Annotated in this window: 18 protein-coding genes; all 18 read right to left on the bottom strand. The window is 56.1% G+C overall.

Translation table 11 applies throughout. The features are described 5' to 3' along the window. Positions 1-3: 3 nt before the first annotated feature. The 18 genes from AMK02_RS03980 to AMK02_RS03895 all read right to left on the bottom strand — a co-directional run bounded on the left by AMK02_RS03980 (position 4) and on the right by AMK02_RS03895 (position 17125). Entirely contained in the window at positions 4-975 is a 972-nt protein-coding gene (locus AMK02_RS03980; RefSeq protein WP_004677170.1) for a hypothetical protein, read from the bottom strand. Further along, positions 972-1784, bottom strand: coding sequence for a class I SAM-dependent methyltransferase (locus AMK02_RS03975; protein WP_064800758.1), 813 nt, complete (start codon positions 1782-1784; stop codon positions 972-974). The genes AMK02_RS03980 and AMK02_RS03975 overlap by 4 nt, the downstream gene beginning before the upstream one ends. Continuing rightward, complete coding sequence (locus AMK02_RS03970) at positions 1784-2809, bottom strand: CgeB family protein (protein WP_237358331.1); 1026 nt, start codon at positions 2807-2809, stop codon at positions 1784-1786. The genes AMK02_RS03975 and AMK02_RS03970 overlap by 1 nt, the downstream gene beginning before the upstream one ends. An 88-nt stretch (positions 2810-2897) precedes the next feature. After that, complete coding sequence (locus AMK02_RS03965) at positions 2898-4391, bottom strand: glycosyltransferase (protein WP_064800756.1); 1494 nt, start codon at positions 4389-4391, stop codon at positions 2898-2900. A 2-nt stretch (positions 4392-4393) separates the two neighbouring features. After that, complete coding sequence (locus AMK02_RS03960) at positions 4394-5158, bottom strand: TIGR04325 family methyltransferase (protein WP_237350434.1); 765 nt, start codon at positions 5156-5158, stop codon at positions 4394-4396. A gap of 146 nt (positions 5159-5304) precedes the next feature. Then, the gene (locus tag AMK02_RS03955) at positions 5305-6171 is read right to left on the bottom strand and encodes a hypothetical protein (protein ID WP_041683541.1); all 867 of its coding nucleotides are present in this window, start codon (positions 6169-6171) and stop codon (positions 5305-5307) included. Then, positions 6156-6788, bottom strand: coding sequence for a PIG-L deacetylase family protein (locus tag AMK02_RS03950; RefSeq protein WP_012482757.1), 633 nt, complete (start codon positions 6786-6788; stop codon positions 6156-6158). Before AMK02_RS03950 ends, AMK02_RS03955 begins: the two co-directional genes overlap by 16 nt. Continuing rightward, positions 6785-7486, bottom strand: a complete 702-nt coding sequence (locus AMK02_RS03945; protein WP_012482756.1) for a WbqC family protein — start codon at positions 7484-7486, stop codon at positions 6785-6787. Before AMK02_RS03945 ends, AMK02_RS03950 begins: the two co-directional genes overlap by 4 nt. Continuing rightward, a complete protein-coding gene (locus tag AMK02_RS03940; RefSeq protein ID WP_004677162.1) occupies positions 7483-8448 on the bottom strand; it encodes a PseG/SpsG family protein in 966 nt (321 codons plus the stop codon). The genes AMK02_RS03945 and AMK02_RS03940 overlap by 4 nt, the downstream gene beginning before the upstream one ends. Next, positions 8430-9107: a cytidylyltransferase domain-containing protein gene (locus AMK02_RS03935; protein ID WP_012482754.1), complete on the bottom strand. Its 678-nt coding sequence runs from the start codon at positions 9105-9107 to the stop codon at positions 8430-8432. The genes AMK02_RS03940 and AMK02_RS03935 overlap by 19 nt, the downstream gene beginning before the upstream one ends. Then, positions 9104-10120 (bottom strand): N-acetylneuraminate synthase family protein, encoded by a 1017-nt coding sequence (locus AMK02_RS03930; protein ID WP_012482753.1) that lies wholly within the window; start codon positions 10118-10120, stop codon positions 9104-9106. The genes AMK02_RS03935 and AMK02_RS03930 overlap by 4 nt, the downstream gene beginning before the upstream one ends. Positions 10121-10234: 114 nt before the next feature. After that, positions 10235-11305 carry a radical SAM/SPASM domain-containing protein gene (locus AMK02_RS03925; protein ID WP_012482752.1) on the bottom strand — a complete coding sequence of 357 codons (1071 nt, stop codon included), beginning with the start codon at positions 11303-11305 and terminating at the stop codon, positions 10235-10237. Position 11306: 1 nt separating this feature from the next. Further along, positions 11307-12152, bottom strand: a complete 846-nt coding sequence (locus AMK02_RS03920) for an NAD-dependent epimerase/dehydratase family protein (RefSeq protein ID WP_064800754.1) — start codon at positions 12150-12152, stop codon at positions 11307-11309. Then, positions 12145-12858 (bottom strand): nucleotidyltransferase family protein, encoded by a 714-nt coding sequence (locus AMK02_RS03915; protein ID WP_012482750.1) that lies wholly within the window; start codon positions 12856-12858, stop codon positions 12145-12147. The genes AMK02_RS03920 and AMK02_RS03915 overlap by 8 nt, the downstream gene beginning before the upstream one ends. Next, complete coding sequence (locus tag AMK02_RS03910; RefSeq protein WP_064800753.1) at positions 12851-13831, bottom strand: NAD-dependent 4,6-dehydratase LegB; 981 nt, start codon at positions 13829-13831, stop codon at positions 12851-12853. Before AMK02_RS03910 ends, AMK02_RS03915 begins: the two co-directional genes overlap by 8 nt. Beyond that, entirely contained in the window at positions 13828-15147 is a 1320-nt protein-coding gene (locus AMK02_RS03905; protein WP_004677155.1) for an ABC transporter ATP-binding protein, read from the bottom strand. Before AMK02_RS03905 ends, AMK02_RS03910 begins: the two co-directional genes overlap by 4 nt. Continuing rightward, positions 15147-16022, bottom strand: a complete 876-nt coding sequence (locus AMK02_RS03900; protein WP_064800752.1) for an ABC transporter permease — start codon at positions 16020-16022, stop codon at positions 15147-15149. Before AMK02_RS03900 ends, AMK02_RS03905 begins: the two co-directional genes overlap by 1 nt. Next, on the bottom strand, positions 16019-17125 hold the full coding sequence (locus AMK02_RS03895) for a DegT/DnrJ/EryC1/StrS family aminotransferase (protein WP_064800751.1): 1107 nt from the start codon (positions 17123-17125) through the stop codon (positions 16019-16021). Before AMK02_RS03895 ends, AMK02_RS03900 begins: the two co-directional genes overlap by 4 nt. Position 17126: the final 1 nt, after the last annotated feature.

The following is a 17126-nucleotide window of genomic DNA, read 5'->3' as shown; positions in this document are numbered from 1 at the left end:
ACGTCAATACCTGATGAAATGGTGCAGGAAGCTTATGACCGGCCGGGGTACATGGCGTTGCACCCATCTGCGCGCCTTAACCCGGAAAAAGGGACGAATGCCGCCGGAAAAGCCGGGAGAAACCGTTCTGATCGCCTTCAGGGCTTGCATCAGAGCGCGTTCGTAGACCCTGTAAGCAGCGTCAGGTTCCTCGCAGACGGCGGTGTAGAAAGCCGACAACCGATCGAACATGCCATTGGTCAGCAACTGAAACTGGTGGAAGTGATAGAAGATCAGAGGCGAACCATCGACCTCGATCCTGCCTGATGCATCCTGCGAAAAATGCAGCTTTTCGTAGTTCCAGGGCGCGATCCCAGCTCCGGGATGCTCGATGATATGGCAATTCGGATACAGATCCGGCCATTCGTCCAAATACTTCTGATCACCCATCTTGCCGTCTTCCAGGCGATAGTAGCACCATTCGATGCACTGCTCGCGCCAGCGAGTGAGGCAGCGCATTCCCTCTTCGTCGCGCCGGAAACTCACCCATTCGACACAGAAACGGCCATTAATTTCCCGATTCTGCAGCCGCGGAGCAAAACGGTGTTCGATAATGGCGATGGAACTATTGCCGATTTCGTCGAAAATCGGCCTGAGCGGTGAATAAAACAGCAGATCGGAATCGAGATAGGTGATGAAATCGATTTCCGGATGGTGCGCCAGGACGAAACTCGGCAGACACGGAGACAGGGTCCAGCAATATTCGGCGACGCCGCGCGATTTCTTGACTTCCAGGAGTTCCGGCGTCTCGATATCGGCGAGTGGAATGCAGGTGATGTAGGACCTGTTGAGAGCGGTTAATATCTCCTGCGTCTGCTGGTCCATGCAAAGCACAAAAACATGCGCCTCGGGGCACCACTGGACGAGGCTCTCCATCATGGTCATTCCCTTGATGAGATAGCCGTTGTCGAAAAGGGTACAGAAATAGTTCGTCATGATTGGGTTTGTTTCCTGCACAAATAGGTGCGCATTGCATTGCCCTTGCGACTGTCGTGTGGATCCACGTTCTCGGTAAGCGTGAACGTCGCCAGGACGTGCAGGCCGTGAACCCGAAACATGTCCAATAGCTGCGGCTCGGAAAAATGGATTTCTATGGTCTCGACGCCATAGGCCTGTTTGCGGAAATACTTGGTCGGCTCGCCATAGACAACAGGCGTACGGTGAAAAATCACGTATTCCTTGGCAACTCGGGCGCTCTCTGCGATCGCCGCGTCATAATTGGGGATATGCAGCAGACAACATCCTGAGACGACGACGTCGAAAGCGTCATTCTGATAGCTGAGCCGCGTCGCATCCTCCACGTCGAACGACAGCCCGGGATAGATGCTGCGCGCCATATCGATGAAAGCGTCCGAGTAATCGCAGCCGCGATAACGCAGCGGCAAGCCACTCACATCAAGCACTTCGGAATAATAGCCGCTGGAACAACCGATTTCGAGCAGCGAAGCATTGGCCGGAATATTGTCGATGCTGCGCAAAGCCGCGGTAAAAACATCGAATACGTCAATGGTAGCGCCGCTGCGGTATTCCCTCAGCTGGCGCTCGACGAGGGCTCTCTGACGGGCGGGCAGATCACTCGCTTTCCAAGATGCGGCAAGGCGCGAACTCTCGCTGTCTCGACGAGCCGCCTCTATCTCGACATAGCGGGACGATACCGACGTCGCCGGCAACAGCCGTTCACGCAATCGCTTCAATTGGCTCTTCACCCCTGGAAAGCGATTGAGACTCGTACGCAGAAACGACATCAGCCCTGTTTCTCCAGATATCGTTCGAGGATCGGCACCAATTCTTCCATTCTCGATTTGTAGGTGTGGTCATTCAGCGTCCTTGCCTGACCAGCCTTCGCGATCGCATCGGCCTCGTCGGGGTGGTCTATATAGTAGCGGACGAGTTCTGTCGCTTCCTCAGCACTGGAATAGGCAACCACTTCCTTGCCGACCTCGAAAATCTCCCCGAGATTATCCTTCCTATCGGTTATCAGCAGCGATCCGACACCGGTCGCCTCATAGAGCCGCATGTTATTGGCGTTGTTTTCGGCCACGTTGATGTGTCGGTTGACGGTGATCCGGCTGCGCGCCAGCGCGCGATACATATCCGGGCCCCAGACTTCGCCATTGTGACGCTTGCGAATCGGAGAAGAGCGCGGGAGCGTCTTCGCGCCGTAGCCGAAAAACTGTATCGGCGTGGTATCGGCAAGATGTTCGAGCAAGGGAACGGCCTTGCCGTGATGACGGCTTATGCCGCCGACGAAGCTCACCGGCACATCGCGCCTGATATCGCCAAGGAGATCAAGCACTCGAGTATCGAAGCCAATCCTGAAATATTCGGATTTTATCCCCATCTCATGAAAACGGGATACGAAATGGGGGAAAGACGTCAGAATAAGGTCATAGGGTCGCAGAAACTCACCCGGTGGCAGCGGACAAGCGATCTGGCCGACAATCAACGGCACCGTCTTCTTCAGCTCCGTCAGGGCATGCGGCGGAAAGAAGCTGAGATCCTGACAGTAGAGTACATCCGGCTTGAATGCTCGAACACGGGCCATCGCGACCTCCAGCAAGCCAGGGAGCGCCGCCAGGCGTGCGCCAACATAAGGCAGCCTGAAAAACCGATGCGGCAGTTTCATCGCCCAAGCGCTGAATGGCTCGTTGTTTTCTTGCGCCCAGGCGGACTGAAGCGGGACACAATTGCCGATGATGTCAATGACGTCGCAACCCTGGTCCTTCAGGTGGCGCGAGTAGAAATCGGACGTGCCGAATGCGGCAGCCAAAAGAGCTTTCGTCTGTTCTGGCGAAGTCGATTTTCGGAGCTGTGGCCGCCGCGCATAGAATTGCTTCAGAAACCGCGCGTAATAGGTGTCAAATATTGCTATTTTCATGTTCACCGTCTGGTTGACTACCGGGACGTTCCTGGGACGTTCTATAGACGCTACCGACAACTTTTGCCGGGTTCCCGGCAATTATCGCCCCCTCGGGGAAATTTCCGCGGACGACCGCACCCGCAGCGATAATGCTATCACGTCCTATTTCCGTGCCACGCAAGATCAGGGCGTTGGTGCCAATGAACACATTATCGCCAATGTGCACCGGTGCAGTCTTTATATCCGCCTCGACATCCGAATGACGGCGCCCTTCCGGACGTATCGGATGAAAGTCCGTGTCGAAAATCGTGACGTTGGCTCCCATCAGCACTTCGGCGCCGATTGAAATCCGTGCAGCCGAGACGATGGTTGCACCACTGATCCCACTGTCTGCGCCAATGCTGATCTTCGATCCGGCGCGAATGGTCGCTATCTTCACCGGATGATTGAGAGCCAGCGCTGTAAATCGGGAATCAGAACACAGGACGACGCGATCACCGATGTGAATGTCACTGTCAGGATGCCGTTGCAACAGGGGGGCGCCATAGAGCACAACATCGCGGCCAACGCTTACTCCGTGACGTTTCAGTTCGCTAAGCCGCCTTGCACGCACAAGGGAAACGGCAAATTTTTTAAGGCTGGTCGTCATCCTTCCCAAAAGGACACGAGCGTAAAAGAAATAGGCCATGCGGAAAGGTGCGGTCAATCTCTGCACCGGTGAACCGACAAGCGAATAGAAGATCAGGCGTTGAAAAACGTTGTGAGGAGAGCGCCTGCCAAACAATCGTTTTTTCCATGAATGCCTGGAGACGTCGTTTCCATATACTGGCGGCGAATAGACGATTGCTTTTGTGCTGACGATCAGAGGCACTCCGGCGCGCGAAAAGCGCATCGCGATTTCATAATCGGCCATGTAGTGCGGCAAAAGGCGTGGCCGCATACCGCCATATTTCCGAAACAAGAGGGCTGGATATAGAGTACCTCGACCGCTCAATGCATCCACGCGGTATTGGCTCTCAGGCGACCGTTGTTGCGCTTCGCTCAATTCCGAAAGAAGATCCCAAATCGCGAACCTGTTGATGTTGATCCGAGGTCCTATACTCACAAGAGGCGGATCTTTCCCCTCTTCATGGATAACGCTTCCGACGGCGGCTTCGCCATTCGCCTTGGATGTTTGCACCAGGGTTTCAACATAATCTTCGCCGAACCAGGTATCATTATTCAGAAACAGGATATAATCTTCCGCCTTGCAAGACGGAAGGACGTGTTTCAGCCCCTCCTCGATGGCACCCCCCCACCAAAGATTGCCGTCGCCTCGGATTTCGACCACATCGCCCTGCGACTGCAGGTATTCTGCCGTTCCATCGGTCGAACCGTCGTTGACAACGACGATCGTCAGCGCGTCGGCGAGAGTTTGTCTCCTGAGCGCGTCCAACACCTTCCGGGTGTGCTCCAGACGATTGAAGACAGGGATAATGACGTTAACGCGCATCGCTAGATTTCCGGCTTCTCAAGAAACCAGCCAGTATACGACCATTCGTATTGTCCCTGAGCTGGCGTAAGGCCAATGCCCCAACGCGTCAATTCTTGCAAGGGCGGCGGTGTTGCTATTCCAAATGTCCCAGCTGGCTGGAAACTGTCCAGCACTTCGTAGCCATGCCTCGCGAAGCGATCTTGCAATTCATGCGCGTTCAAGAACCACACGGGGTAGCTCGCGCGATAGATGCGCTCCGGCACATGCTGCACAAAAGGGACGTCGGCGACATCGAACTGCGCGCTTGTTCTATCAACAAGGATGAACTTGATGTCTTTCGAAAGTAGGCTCTCAAGATGCTGATGAGGATATTCGAGATACTGGAGCACGCCCGAGAGCAGAACGACGTGAGGGTTCACAAGATCGATTGCTTCTTCGAGGCAATGAGAAAAGCTCAGAAGCCCGTCTTCAAATTCTGCTCGGCCTGCTTCTGCAAAATGAGGCTGCTCGACGACGCACCATTTCAATTCCGCGAGATGAGCGAGTTTTGACCGGTGTTGGAAATAGGAGCTTCCGAGCGCGCCTCCAAAGTCGACCACTCTCAAACGACCATCGGATCTGGATGCAACATAGAGCAGCCAGGCAAGCAGCGGATGCGAGTAGCTTCTTTCCTTGAAGATTACAGTGTCGCGCTCATATGAGGCACGGCCCTGAACAACTGCGCGTGTGGCTTCGACGGCTTTTGCAAGAATGGCCGGCGCATCATAGCCGGTTGAATCAGCCATTGCCGAACGCCAATCATCGTAAGGTCCGTCGAAAGTGATGTTGTGCCGTCGGAATTCGGCCCAGATCTCCTGTTCGCGCGCTTGTGGCGATTCTCGCGTCACCTCAAGCAGACAGTGGATTCCCGGGAGCGCAAATTTAAGCCGTCTCATTCTTCAAACCAGGCTTGGAACGGCCGTCGCTCAAATTCGTCCAGTGCCCCACCGGGTGTGGAATTGAAGATGCGGATATCATTTGCTCGCGCGATATTTGCGATGGCTCTATATTGTCGCCACAGCCGCGCCGCCTGCTGAAAGTCGTCGTGACGGTTCGTTGTCGGGGTGCCGTCCGCATTTACGGTGAAATCTTTTCCTTTTTGCACCTTAAGGTCGAAAGCGTATTCATAGGTTGCCGACAGGAAGCGATCGTGGTCGACGCCCAGCAGGATGATTTCTTTGAAACCAAGATACATCGCTATCATGAGGGCCATCACCGGGACTGAATCGACGCGCGGCACTGGTTTGGAGATATCGACGATTTCCACAGATGGTCTTTCGTCGAAGCTTTCGCCGAGCATGAGATACCGGACCGTTCGTCCCGAAAACAGATTGTGTTTTCGAACCAGCTCCGCTTCCGTGGAGCTGAGGAACAGTTCCGCGCCGCCCAGGTGGGAATGCATCTCCTCGAACCAGCGGACCACGTCCTCGGGTGTCATTAATCCGTAGGTGATTTGCGGAACACAATGATAGCGAGACTGGAACTTGTCGAAATCGGAATGCAAATAGCCGTTGGAAACGGTTATGACATTTTCGCCTTGAAGCCGCGACAGATCCAAGCCCTTGACACTCGGTCCATTTCCTAAAATGAAACAGCGTTGGTCCGCACGCAGCCCGGCAAGCTGCCTATTTTCTGCCAGCGATCTCGCGACATCAGCAGATAACTTGTGACGATTTTTGAGCCTGCGCTTCAGCTCATGCACACCGTAGGGAAGCAGCATGGAGCCAAAGGTCAAAATCTTCCTCAAGGCTGCAGCCACTTCACCACCTCGAAGACTTCGGCGTATTTTACACCGATGCGCTGGCCGGCGTTCTCGGCTTCATTGCGGAAGAAGCTCACCCATTTCCGCCCGGTGCGCTCCATCTCGGATTCATGGGCAAGGATCGCTTTTTCCTTCTGGTCCCAATGGGTGGTGATGTCGACGTAGAAATTTCCCCTGAAATCGACGGTCGAATGATACCAGTTGCTGCGATACATCAGGAGGCGGGGCACATGACGGCAGCTGTGCAGCGATGCGCGCGACAAGGCCAAGTGATCATGATGGATGTCGCCCACCCAATGGGTATAGACCATATCGATCTTCAGATCCTGCACGAGCTTGAGGATCTCGATATTCAGCGGGTCGACGAATTCGATCTGGAGCGTTTTGAACTCGCCGCAAAACATCTTGTGGACGCCGAGAATTTCCATCGCAGCATCCGCTTCCGCTCTGGCGACCTGGCTGCTCCGCACGGACTGGTCATATTGGTTGGAAAAGCCGGAGACGGTCGCGACATAGACGTAAACCGTATCGCCGTTTGCTGTATGGCGTGCCAGTGCACCACCGCAGCCCAGCTCCACGTCGTCAAAATGGGCACCGATCGCGAGAATATTCATTTGCAACTCCAGAGCAGGTCACGCGTGCCTGCAATACCACAATTCAGCAGTGTGTCGAGAATACTGAGATAGGGAATGAACTCGCCGAAGGGCTGTGGATAAACCGGATGGACGAAATGCTGCCACTCGATTTCAATTCCGGCTGCCTCGAATAGTTCCGGTCGCATATAGTCGCGCGCGCCGAGACCCGAGAGGTAGCGTGTTGCTCCCACTTTGCCCAGCAATTCGACAAGCAACTCGTTCCTATGACCCTCAGGGCTTAGAGTGCTCGATCGCACCGTCGGCATTGTGATTTCAAGCATATCCAGAATACCGTCCAGGAAATGCATATTGAAATCGGCCAAAAGGTCGAACCGCTTGCCGTAGAGGGCTTCGATTCGGGGAAAGACTTCGCTCCAGCCGGCCGACTTGCGATAGTTTTCGCGAAGCAAGGAAAGGTTCTGATCTATCCAACCGGTGCCGGGCGCCAACTCCACCTCGTTGATCGGGGTGCCGAAGCTTGGCTTTCTGATTCCGACGGTGAGCCAGCGATCCCCTTGCGCCGTCTTGATCCTGTCACGATGGGTCCAGCTCTTGCTCGTGCCGTGGACAAACTGGACATGGTCCAGAACGATGTAGAGGTCGGCGTTCAGAAAACGCTGAAAAAAACCGAGATAGGAGGCAAAGTCCGGCTGATGGATCACCGCTGTCAGGGTCATGCAGCCAATCTTTCCAGCAAATCGGCAACGCGGCCCAGCCCGCCAAGGTCGACCTTGGTCATGGCGGTCTCGCTCATGCTCCGGATGGGGATCGCCTTCTCCAGGATGCCGAGATCGAAAGCCGAGTGATGCCCGGCGAAGAACGCTGCTCCAAGCTCCTCGAGCGCACGCCCGACCGGGACTTCAAAAGGTTCGTTGGCGACCACGACACAGGGCAGGCCGGCCGCACAAGCTTCGAAGGGCGTAAGGCCGCCACCGGTAATCGCCAGATCGTGCCCGTACATCTCCGCCGCAAGCGACGGCACCTGATTCAGCAATCTGAACCGATCCGGCGCGGCGGTCGCGACCACCTCTTCAAGCTCCGCCATGTGCTGGAAGCTCGGGCCCGTGACAATGGTGACAGGAAAAGCCTTGCTGCTCAGCCATTTGGCGACGCGAACCGTCACTCCGTAAGTATCGGCGCCGCCGAGCGTGACAAGTATTGATGCAAGCTTTTCCCGAACTCTGCGATAGCTGGCGATTTCAGGATTGAGTATCATGTACCCTACGCCCAGCCGAACGTCCCTGCCTTTCAGGCCCTCCGTGTTTTCGAACAGGAGAGCGCAGATATTCAGGTCGGCAAGTTCCGCGCCATCACCACGATCATCAAAGGTGACAAGCTTGGCGTCCAAGCGCTTGATCGTCTCGCTATGGAGCCGCTGGGTGTTAAGGCGATCGTTGATCCAGATCGGAGACGAAGCAGCGGCTTCGAGGAAAGCCTTCTCCCATCCCGTCACGGCGGCGAGATCATAAAGCGCCACGTCAAAACCGCGCTCGCGGATGATTCTCAAGGAATTCGGATGATCGTTCACCAAAAAGCGGACCGAGTGACCGCGGGTGCGCAATTCCGCTGCGAGCGTCAGCGACCGAAAGAGATGACCCATGCCGCGTGCATGTGAACTTTCTATGCAGAAGACGAACATAGCCGGATCGCTTCTTCCGTCCCGAGCCAATTCCCACCCGCCTGCGCTGCGAGTGCACGGGCGCGGCTCCAATCTTCCTCGGTATCCACCGTCAGGCGCAGCTCCGGAGAGATTTTGGCCGAGGGCACATCGAGCTGACCGATCTTGAACAGTTCGGGCCGATCGGTGAAGTATTCATTCACGTGTTCGCGATGGTGCGGCAGCTTCCCCTCGCGGTGGCTGCGCGCCAGGGCTTCGAAGGTAAATATCTCGGCGCCGACCCCAATAGGCAACTGGCCAAAGGCATGCGTGTAATCGAATCTCTGCTTTTGGTGCAGGTCGATCAGCCTCTCGAGTTCCTCGATGTCGGTGAAAGGATTATCTGCGGTCAACCGCACGATATCCGACATCCCGAGCGATCTCGCGCACTGAAAATAACGATCGAGAACATCGGTTTCGTCGCCGCGAAAGCAGCTGACGCCGTGCTCAAGGCACCAGGCTTCGATAACATCGTTCTCGCTGGCGGACGATGTCGCAACGACAACCTTGGCCGGGCGCTTCAACATCTGAAGCCGACCAAGGACATGTCCGAGCAGGGGCTTTCCGGAAATGTCGCGAAGCACTTTTCCCGGCAGCCGCGTCGATCCCATCCGCGCCTGGATAATAATTCCAAGCGTCACGCCAGATCGCTCCACTGGAGGACCGCGTCCGCATCGAGGTCGTTTGCGACCCGCCGTCCTGCGAGAGCGTCGAAATGCTTCGGTTCAATTCCTGTTCCAGGCCGCTTGACGGAAATGTCGCCGACGGAGATGACATGGCCGGCCTTGAGCGGTCGGTTGACGACAACGCTCTTGCGATTGTTCAACCTCGTCGTCGCTTCACTCGCAGCCGGCTCCTTGCGGCCACTGCCTTTCATGATCTCGAAGGCGCGTATCGCGTCGACGAGCCATTTCATTTCCGCCGGATCGGCCGAAAGCATATGGTCCGGGCCGTCTGCGGCCTTGTCATAGGTGAAATGACGTTCAATGACCCGGGCGCCCATTGCGACAGCGCACAGGCTTGCGACCGGGGTCAGCGTATGGTCGGAATAACCGACGTCGAGATCCGGAAACGCTTCCATCATCGTTTGCATCGCGCGCAGGTTCACATTTTCCGGATGCGTCGGATAACTTGTGATGGCATGCAGCAGAATGAGCTTGTCGTTGCCGGCCTCCTTGATTGCGGCGACGGACCCCCGAACTTCCTCGAGCGTCGACATCCCCGTCGACAGGATTATCGGCTTGCCGGTTTTTGCCAGATAACGGAGAAAGGGAATGTTGACCGCGTCGTCCGAACCCACCTTGTGGGCGCCGACTCCACACTTCTCCAGTAGGTCGACATCCGTTTCATGCGAGGGCGAGGAGAACCAGTCCAGCCCGTGCTCTTCGGCATAGCGAAACACCGCTTCGTGAAGCTCGTGACCGATTTCGTATTTGCGGAATAGTTCGAACTGCGAGGTAACGCCGGTGTTCTCCATGTCGAACATGGCGTTGCGGCTCGACAGGGTCTCCGCGCGATAGGTCTGGAGCTTGACGGCATCCACCCCCGCCGCTTTTGCCTCGTCAATCAGGCGCTTTGCCTGATCAAACGTCGTGAAGTTTCCGCCGATCTCAGCGATGATGTAGCACCGATCAGGCCGGTAATTCCGGAACATCCTGTTACTCCCTGTAATTCACGACCGGCAAAGCCGCCCCGCTCTCGCGGCGATCGCAGCCCCTTAAACTATAGGCTTGGCGACGTCTGGCCGTAGCGCGTGGAATTCCGCCGATTACTGTCCGATTTCCTGGTTCCGGTCGACGTAATTCCGCACAATGACCTGCCGGCCGCAAATCTCAGCCGTCTCGTCATTGGTCTGTCTCGGCAGATAACACCTGCGGCAGACCTCGCTCTTCAGGAAACCTTGCGGTTCCTTGTGCAGAGCGCGCACCGCGTTCATTTTTTCCCCATGCCAGATCTGGTGCACGGTTTCGGTGTTCGCATTCCCGATAACCTCGCGGTTCTCCTCGTCGTTCGAGCACTTCATGACCAATCCGTCGGCACCAATCACCAGGCGTTGGTACTGCTGCGGGCATGTGAAGTTGTCGAGATAGGCGATATCGGAATCGTTGCCGAGGTAATCGATCAGCGGATTGAAGGCGACGAGATCCACGTGAGGCGCGAAGGTCTCGTAATAGAGATCCGGATTTTCCCGGATTGCCGGCCAGATACCCTGCACCTTGATGACAGGACGGTTGAGACCGCGCTCCTCCTTGTACTTCTTTATGTCCTTGATCTTGTCGAGCAGCGCCTCGAACTTGATCGGCTTGCGGATCTTCTCATAAGTCTCGCCGGTACCGTCGATCGAAATGGTGATCCAGTCGATGCCTGCATCGACGAGCTGGGCGAAATAGTCTCTGTTGAGCTTGAAGCCATGCGTGAGGGTGGAGACTTCCTTGATGCCATGATCCTTGGCATAGCGCACGCAGTCGGCGAAGCGCTTGTGCAGCGTGGCTTCGCCGCGCAGGGACAGACGGATCGCCGGAACCTTGCCGCCGATCTCGTCGATGATGCGGCAGTAGAGATCCCAGTCCATCCGGGTGGTGTTGACGCTCTTCTTGAATTCGTCGCTGATCGTATAGCACATCGGGCAGCGCAGATTGCAGATCGAGGCCAGCTCGAGATCGACCAGCAGCGGATAGTCCGAAACCTGCTGGTTCAGGGCATATTCCGACCACTTGCGACGGTAATCCGCATATTCGGCTTCCCAACCCTCTCCACGGTATCTGTCGAACGCGGCTTCGCGCTCGTCCGTGTCCATCGAGTAGTTGCCTTTGTTGATCGGAACGTAACGCTCGTTCAATTTACGACTCCTTCATCAGTTCGCGGATGCCGGTCGGCAGATCCCATTCCGGCCGCCATCCAAGAACAGCGCGAGCCCTTGTAATATCGGCCCGCGCGTCAGGTATTTCATTCCGCCGAACGGCGCAAGATGACACTACAGGTAGAGCAGTGCCGGCGGCCTCTTGCAAGATATCGATTATTTCCTGCACCGAATACGACCTGCCGGAGCCGATATTGATGCAGTGGTAACCTTCCGGCACGTCCATGGCCTTGGCGAAGGCGCTCAGGACATCGTCAACGAAGACGTAGTCCCGCCGCGGACTGAGGTCCATGACCTGTATGTCCTGCTTCGCCCGTATCCGGTTCAGAAGCGTCGGTATCAGGAACTCCGGGCGCTGCCCAGCCCCATATATATTGAAAAGGCGCAATACCACGACCGGTATTTGCTCGTGTGTGGCAGCGAACTCACAGAGTTGTTCGGCAAGATGCTTGGAAAGCGCGTAGGGGTTATTCGGCCTGACCGGATCGCTTTCCTGGATCGGCAGTCGCTCCGGCACTCCGTAGACATAGGCGCTTGCGAATACGAGCTTGGCCTTGTGCCGCTTGCACCAGTTCAGAGCATGCTGCGTGCCGAGAACATTGGCGGCCATGAAGCTCGGGCTTTGTGTCCAGCTATCCGGAACGAACGTCCTGCCGGCCAGATGAAACAGCGTGCCGGCAGCGGGAAGCTCCTGCCACAGCTTCTCCTCGCTTATATCTCCATGCGTTCGATCGAGCGCAAGCACATCGACGCCAGCCTCCTCAAGCCGCCTGACCAGACGCTTCCCGAGAAAACCGCCAGCACCGGTGACGATGGCATCAACCATTCAAGAACCTGGACTGCATGGTTTCGAACTGCTCAATTGCCAAGGCATAATCGTCAGGGCGTCCGATATCGAGCCAATAGCCCGCAAAATCGCGAACAGTGGCCGGCTTTCCGGCCGCCAGAAGATCAAGCATCAACTGGTCAAAGCCGTAGGCGCCCCGCTGCGGTATGTGTTCGACGGCCCCCGACGACACCATATAGACGCCCATGCTGACCTTGTATTCGGCCGTCGGCTTCTCTCGAAAGCCGGTCAGCAGCCCGCTCTCGCTGGTGTCGAGCACGCCGTAATCGATGCGATGCTGGCGTGTCTTGGACGAAATCGTGAAAATATTGCCGTCACGGACATGCGTGTCATGAAAATCGGCATAGTTCAGATCCGTCAGAATATCCCCGTTCATGACGAGGAAATTCTCCGGCAGATCCTTGATCAGCCGCAGCGGTCCCATGGTGCCGAGCGGTTCGTCCTCGAGCGAATAATCGATGCGCACGCCCCATTTGTCGCCATCCTGGAAAAACGCCTTGATCAGCTCGGCCTGATGGTTGACGGCAAGCGTTATATGCTGAAAGCCGCCCGCTATCAGCTGACGAATGATAACCTCAAGAATGGGGTAGTCGCCGATCGGCATCAACGGCTTGGGGAGCACGACGGTATAGGGCCGCAGCCGCGTTCCCATCCCTCCCGCCAGAATGACTGCACGCCTAGACATTGAAGATATCCGCCTTATACCTCGTCAGATTGTCAGGCTGACGCAGCCATTCGATCGTTGCTCTGAGACCATCTTCCAAGCTGTAACGGGGCGAAAATCCCGTTAGAGACTTGATCAGGCTGTTGTCGCAGCACAAACGCTCCACTTCGCTGTTTACAGGACGCAAACGCTGTTCGTCGCATTCGATCTCGACGCTGACGCCGATGATGTCGGCGATCAGTCGAACGGTATCGCCGATCGAGATCTCGCTGCCGGAGCCGATATTGACCGTCTGGCCGACGGCTTCGTCGCAGGCCGCGAGCGCGAGAAAACCGTCACACGTATCCTGCACGAAATTGAAGTCCCGCGTAGGTGAGAGCGCACCAAGTTTCAGCGTCGTCCGCCCGCTCAGAAGCTGTGAGATCACCGTCGGAATAACTGCTCTCGCCGATTGTCTTGGGCCGTACGTGTTGAAAGGCCGTGCGATCGTCACCGGCAGATCGAAGCTCGAATGATAGCTGTAAGCGATCGCATCAGCGCCGATCTTGGACGCCGAATAGGGCGACTGCGCTTGCAGCGGATGGCTTTCGCTGATCGGCACAAAACGCGCCGTACCGTAGACTTCGCTCGTCGAGGTCTGGATCACTCTTCCGACGCCGGCGTCAAGCGCGCCTTGAAGAACGTTCAAGGTCCCGTGCACATTGGTATCGATATAGCTTGACGGAGCCTGGTAGGAATAGGGAATCGCGATCAGAGCGGCGAGGTGAAAGATCGTGTCGACACCTTTGGCGACGGAGCGCATTTGGGCGGGATCGCGGACGTCTCCGAGGATCACCTCGAACTTGCCGCGGTATTCGGACTGATCGAGCCAGCCCCAGCTGGAAAACGAATTATACTGGCAGAGTGCGCGGACTTCGACACCCGATCTCACCAGCGTCTCGACAAGATGAGAGCCGATGAACCCATCTGCTCCGGTGACAAGCGCCTTCTTCATTTCAAAACACCTTCAGAATCGCGCTGGAAGACCTTCTCAACCTCCCAAGGCAACTGTATCGCCGAAATCGACGGCTTCCGCTGTTGACCGAGCATCTGGATAATTCCGACATTATCCTCCACGTCAAACCGAATACCCTCGGCGACGGAATATATCGAGAATCGACTCGATATGCCCAATCGCACGTAAAAAGTGCCGGTGTTGAGGAGATATCCGGGAAATTTCACGCGGGCTCGATAATAACCGGCAGGCCGGGCGTCCAGGCGGCTGACGTCGAGCTCGGGATCGGAGAGGCTGACGAGCGTGGTGTAGCCGTCCTCCATCTTGATCTGCATCCCGACCGAGAGGCCGGAAAGAGGTTCCCTCAACTCGTATTCGACCTCGATGGAGAAACCCTTCGACAGTTCCACGGTTTCGGAAATCTCGTCCTTCTCGTTCAATACCGCAACGCGACATATGACGGCCTTTCCGTCGATATCCTCGGGATTGACCGAGTAACTTGCCGTGCCGCCGAACTCAGGGCGATCGAGATAGGCCTTTATCACATCTGCGGTATCGCCCATTGCAGCGACCTTGCCGTCAGCCATCAAAATCGATTTCGGGCAGATGCTGCTGATCGCCGTCATGTTGTGGCTGACGAAGATGATCGTTCGGCCGGTCTTTGTCACTTCCTGCATCCGCCCCATGCATTTGTTCTGGAAGTTGACGTCGCCGACGGCCAGCACCTCATCGACCAAGAGGATCTCCGGCTCGAGATGCGCCGCGACGGAGAAAGCGAGACGCACATACATTCCAGATGAATACCGCTTCACCGGCGTGTCGATGAATTCGCCAATCTCGGCAAACTCGACGATTTCATCGAATTTCGATCTGACCTCGGCACGGCTCATGCCGAGGATGGCGCCGTTGAGATAGACGTTCTCCCGGCCGGTGAGCTCTGGATGAAATCCGGTGCCGACCTCAAGCAGGCTGGCAATTCTGCCCCGTATTCCTATGAAACCCGAATTGGGCATGGTGATCCGCGACATCACCTTCAGCAGCGTGGATTTTCCGGCCCCGTTCCTGCCGATAATTCCAACGATTTCGCCGTGCCCAACTTCGAAGGAGACATCATCCAACGCATGGAAGAGATCGCCTTTGAGTCGGGATTGCTTGCCGCGCTCGGACGCGTAATCTGACACGGAAACATTCGGATCCGGAAGATTGCGCCACTTCGCCCACCAGCTCTGAAGGTCGCGATAAAGGGTGCCGTGATTGATCACGCCGAGACGATAGAGCTTGCTGACGTGCTCCGCTCGAATAACGATATCGTTCATCAGACGGTGTCCATCGCGTTGGCTTCCGCCCGTGAAAAAAGCCCCAGCCCGCATAGGGTGATTGCGACAGTCACCGCGAGATTGGCAAGACAGAGACCGAGGGGCAAGGCGGGGGCATCAAACAGCGCCCAGCGGAAGGTTTGAACGGGGGTCGTCATTGGATTGATATAATAAAACCAATGATACCGTTCCGGAATCTGGCTGAAAGGGTACACGATCGGCGTAGCATACATCCACAACTGCGTCATGAACCCGACGGCGTAGACGAGATCGCGGAAACGGACCGTTAGCGCCGAAACGACAAGCCCGGCACCGATGCCCAGCACTGCGATATAGAGCAGCACCAATGGCGTCAGAAGCAGGAACCAATAGCTCAGGACCAAATCGGGGTTGGCAATTTTCAACCCGATGGAAACCGTCAGCAAGAGCAGGAACTGGATTGCAAAGGCGACAAGGCCGCTCATTGCAACGGATACCGGCACCACTAGTCTCGGAAAGTAAACCTTCCCAAACAGATTGGAATTCTTCGAGAAGACGTCGGAGTTATTGGCCAAGCAGACGGAAAAATAGCTCCAGATGATCGTGCCCGACATGTAGAACAGGAAGGGCGGAAGGCCATCCGTGGAAAGATTGGCTATTTTTCCGAACACGACGTAATAGGTCAACGCCGTCAGCGATGGTTGAATGATGTACCAGGCCGGCCCCAAAACAGTCTGCTTGTAGAATGTCGTGAAATCCCGCTTGAAGAACATCCAGATGAGATCGCGATACCGCCAGACAAGCGCAAGATCCGGTGAATTGCCCTTCGAAGGCTTGATCACGATGTCCCAAACCTCCTCGGGCGCGGAGGCCGATCCCTTCAAGTGCTCTGTCATGCCGCCAACTTCAGCTTTTCCGGGAGCGCCGCAAGAAGGCTGCAGACGCGCTCGATCTCATCCTTTCTGTGCCCGGCCGAAATAGGTAGGCTCAGCTCGGTAGCATGCAGTTCATCGGCAATGGGATAATCGCCGGAAAGAATGCCTTGCATTGCCTTCTGCCGATGCGGCGGTATCGGATAATGCACCTCGGTCTTGACCCCGTTATCGAGCAGCCACTGGCGCAACTCGTCGCGGGCCGGGTGCCGTATCGCGAAGATATGGAACACATCATACTCGGCAGGTCGACGAAGCGGCTGCGCCAGCCATTCAGGCAGATTGGCAAAATAGATATCGGCCAGTGCCCGCTTATGTTCAGTCACCTGATCGAGGTGACGCAGCTTGACCCGCAGGAATGCCGCTTGCATCTCATCAAGCCTGGAATTTACACCGATATAGACGTTCTCATATTTTTTCTTCGAGCCGTAGTTGCGCATGTGTCGCAAACGATCTGCAAATTCGTCATCATCGGTGACGATCGCGCCCGCATCTCCGAGAGCCCCAAGATTCTTGGTCGGATAGAAGCTGAAACAGCCGGCAATTCCGAAGGTGCCGGTCAGCTTGCCGTCATAGCGCGCGCCGTGCGACTGCGCGCAATCCTCGATCACCTTGAGACCATGCTCGCTTGCAAACGCGGCGATCTCGGTCATCCGGCAGGCTTTGCCGAAAAGATGCGTCACGCAGATTGCCTGCGTCTTGCATGTGAGCGCCGCCGGAAGGCGCTCCGGATCGATATTGAAGGTTTCGCGCTCGGGCTCCACCAGAACGGGTTTGTGGCCCGCGCGAAGAATTGCCAGAATAGTGGCTATATAGGTGTTGGAGGCAACCATGATCTCGCTGCCTTTTGGCAGGTCGAGCGCTTCGATCGAGAGGATCAATGCATCCAGACCATTGGCCACGCTGATGCAATGTTTGCTTTCCGCGAAGGCGGCGAATTCGGCTTCGAATGAGGAGACCTCATTGCCAAGTATGTACCATCCGGAACGAATGACACGGGATGCAACCGCCTCCAACTCTTCCATCAGCGCGCGGTTGGCTTGCGCAAGACTTTCATACTCAATCATC

Origin of the sequence: Rhizobium sp. N731, from assembly GCF_001664145.1 — a bacterium.
In the GTDB taxonomy this organism is placed as follows: Bacteria; Pseudomonadota; Alphaproteobacteria; order Rhizobiales; family Rhizobiaceae; genus Rhizobium; species Rhizobium esperanzae.
This window is presented reverse-complemented; position numbering and strand designations above follow the sequence as displayed.

What these genes read in the sequence shown, in the direction of transcription:
- AMK02_RS03980 (WP_004677170.1), bottom strand. Translation starts at nt 975, where the DNA reads ATGACGAACTATTTCTGTACCCTTTTCGACAACGGCTATCTCATCAAG.
- AMK02_RS03975 (WP_064800758.1), bottom strand. Translation starts at nt 1,784, where the DNA reads ATGTCGTTTCTGCGTACGAGTCTCAATCGCTTTCCAGGGGTGAAGAGC.
- AMK02_RS03965 (WP_064800756.1), bottom strand. Translation starts at nt 4,391, where the DNA reads ATGCGCGTTAACGTCATTATCCCTGTCTTCAATCGTCTGGAGCACACC.
- AMK02_RS03960 (WP_237350434.1), bottom strand. Translation starts at nt 5,158, where the DNA reads ATGGCTGATTCAACCGGCTATGATGCGCCGGCCATTCTTGCAAAAGCC.
- AMK02_RS03950 (WP_012482757.1), bottom strand. Translation starts at nt 6,788, where the DNA reads ATGAATATTCTCGCGATCGGTGCCCATTTTGACGACGTGGAGCTGGGC.
- AMK02_RS03945 (WP_012482756.1), bottom strand. Translation starts at nt 7,486, where the DNA reads ATGACCCTGACAGCGGTGATCCATCAGCCGGACTTTGCCTCCTATCTC.
- AMK02_RS03940 (WP_004677162.1), bottom strand. Translation starts at nt 8,448, where the DNA reads ATGTTCGTCTTCTGCATAGAAAGTTCACATGCACGCGGCATGGGTCAT.
- AMK02_RS03930 (WP_012482753.1), bottom strand. Translation starts at nt 10,120, where the DNA reads ATGTTCCGGAATTACCGGCCTGATCGGTGCTACATCATCGCTGAGATC.
- AMK02_RS03920 (WP_064800754.1), bottom strand. Translation starts at nt 12,152, where the DNA reads ATGGTTGATGCCATCGTCACCGGTGCTGGCGGTTTTCTCGGGAAGCGT.
- AMK02_RS03915 (WP_012482750.1), bottom strand. Translation starts at nt 12,858, where the DNA reads ATGTCTAGGCGTGCAGTCATTCTGGCGGGAGGGATGGGAACGCGGCTG.
- AMK02_RS03910 (WP_064800753.1), bottom strand. Translation starts at nt 13,831, where the DNA reads ATGAAGAAGGCGCTTGTCACCGGAGCAGATGGGTTCATCGGCTCTCAT.
- AMK02_RS03905 (WP_004677155.1), bottom strand. Translation starts at nt 15,147, where the DNA reads ATGAACGATATCGTTATTCGAGCGGAGCACGTCAGCAAGCTCTATCGT.
- AMK02_RS03900 (WP_064800752.1), bottom strand. Translation starts at nt 16,022, where the DNA reads ATGACAGAGCACTTGAAGGGATCGGCCTCCGCGCCCGAGGAGGTTTGG.
- AMK02_RS03895 (WP_064800751.1), bottom strand. Translation starts at nt 17,125, where the DNA reads ATGATTGAGTATGAAAGTCTTGCGCAAGCCAACCGCGCGCTGATGGAA.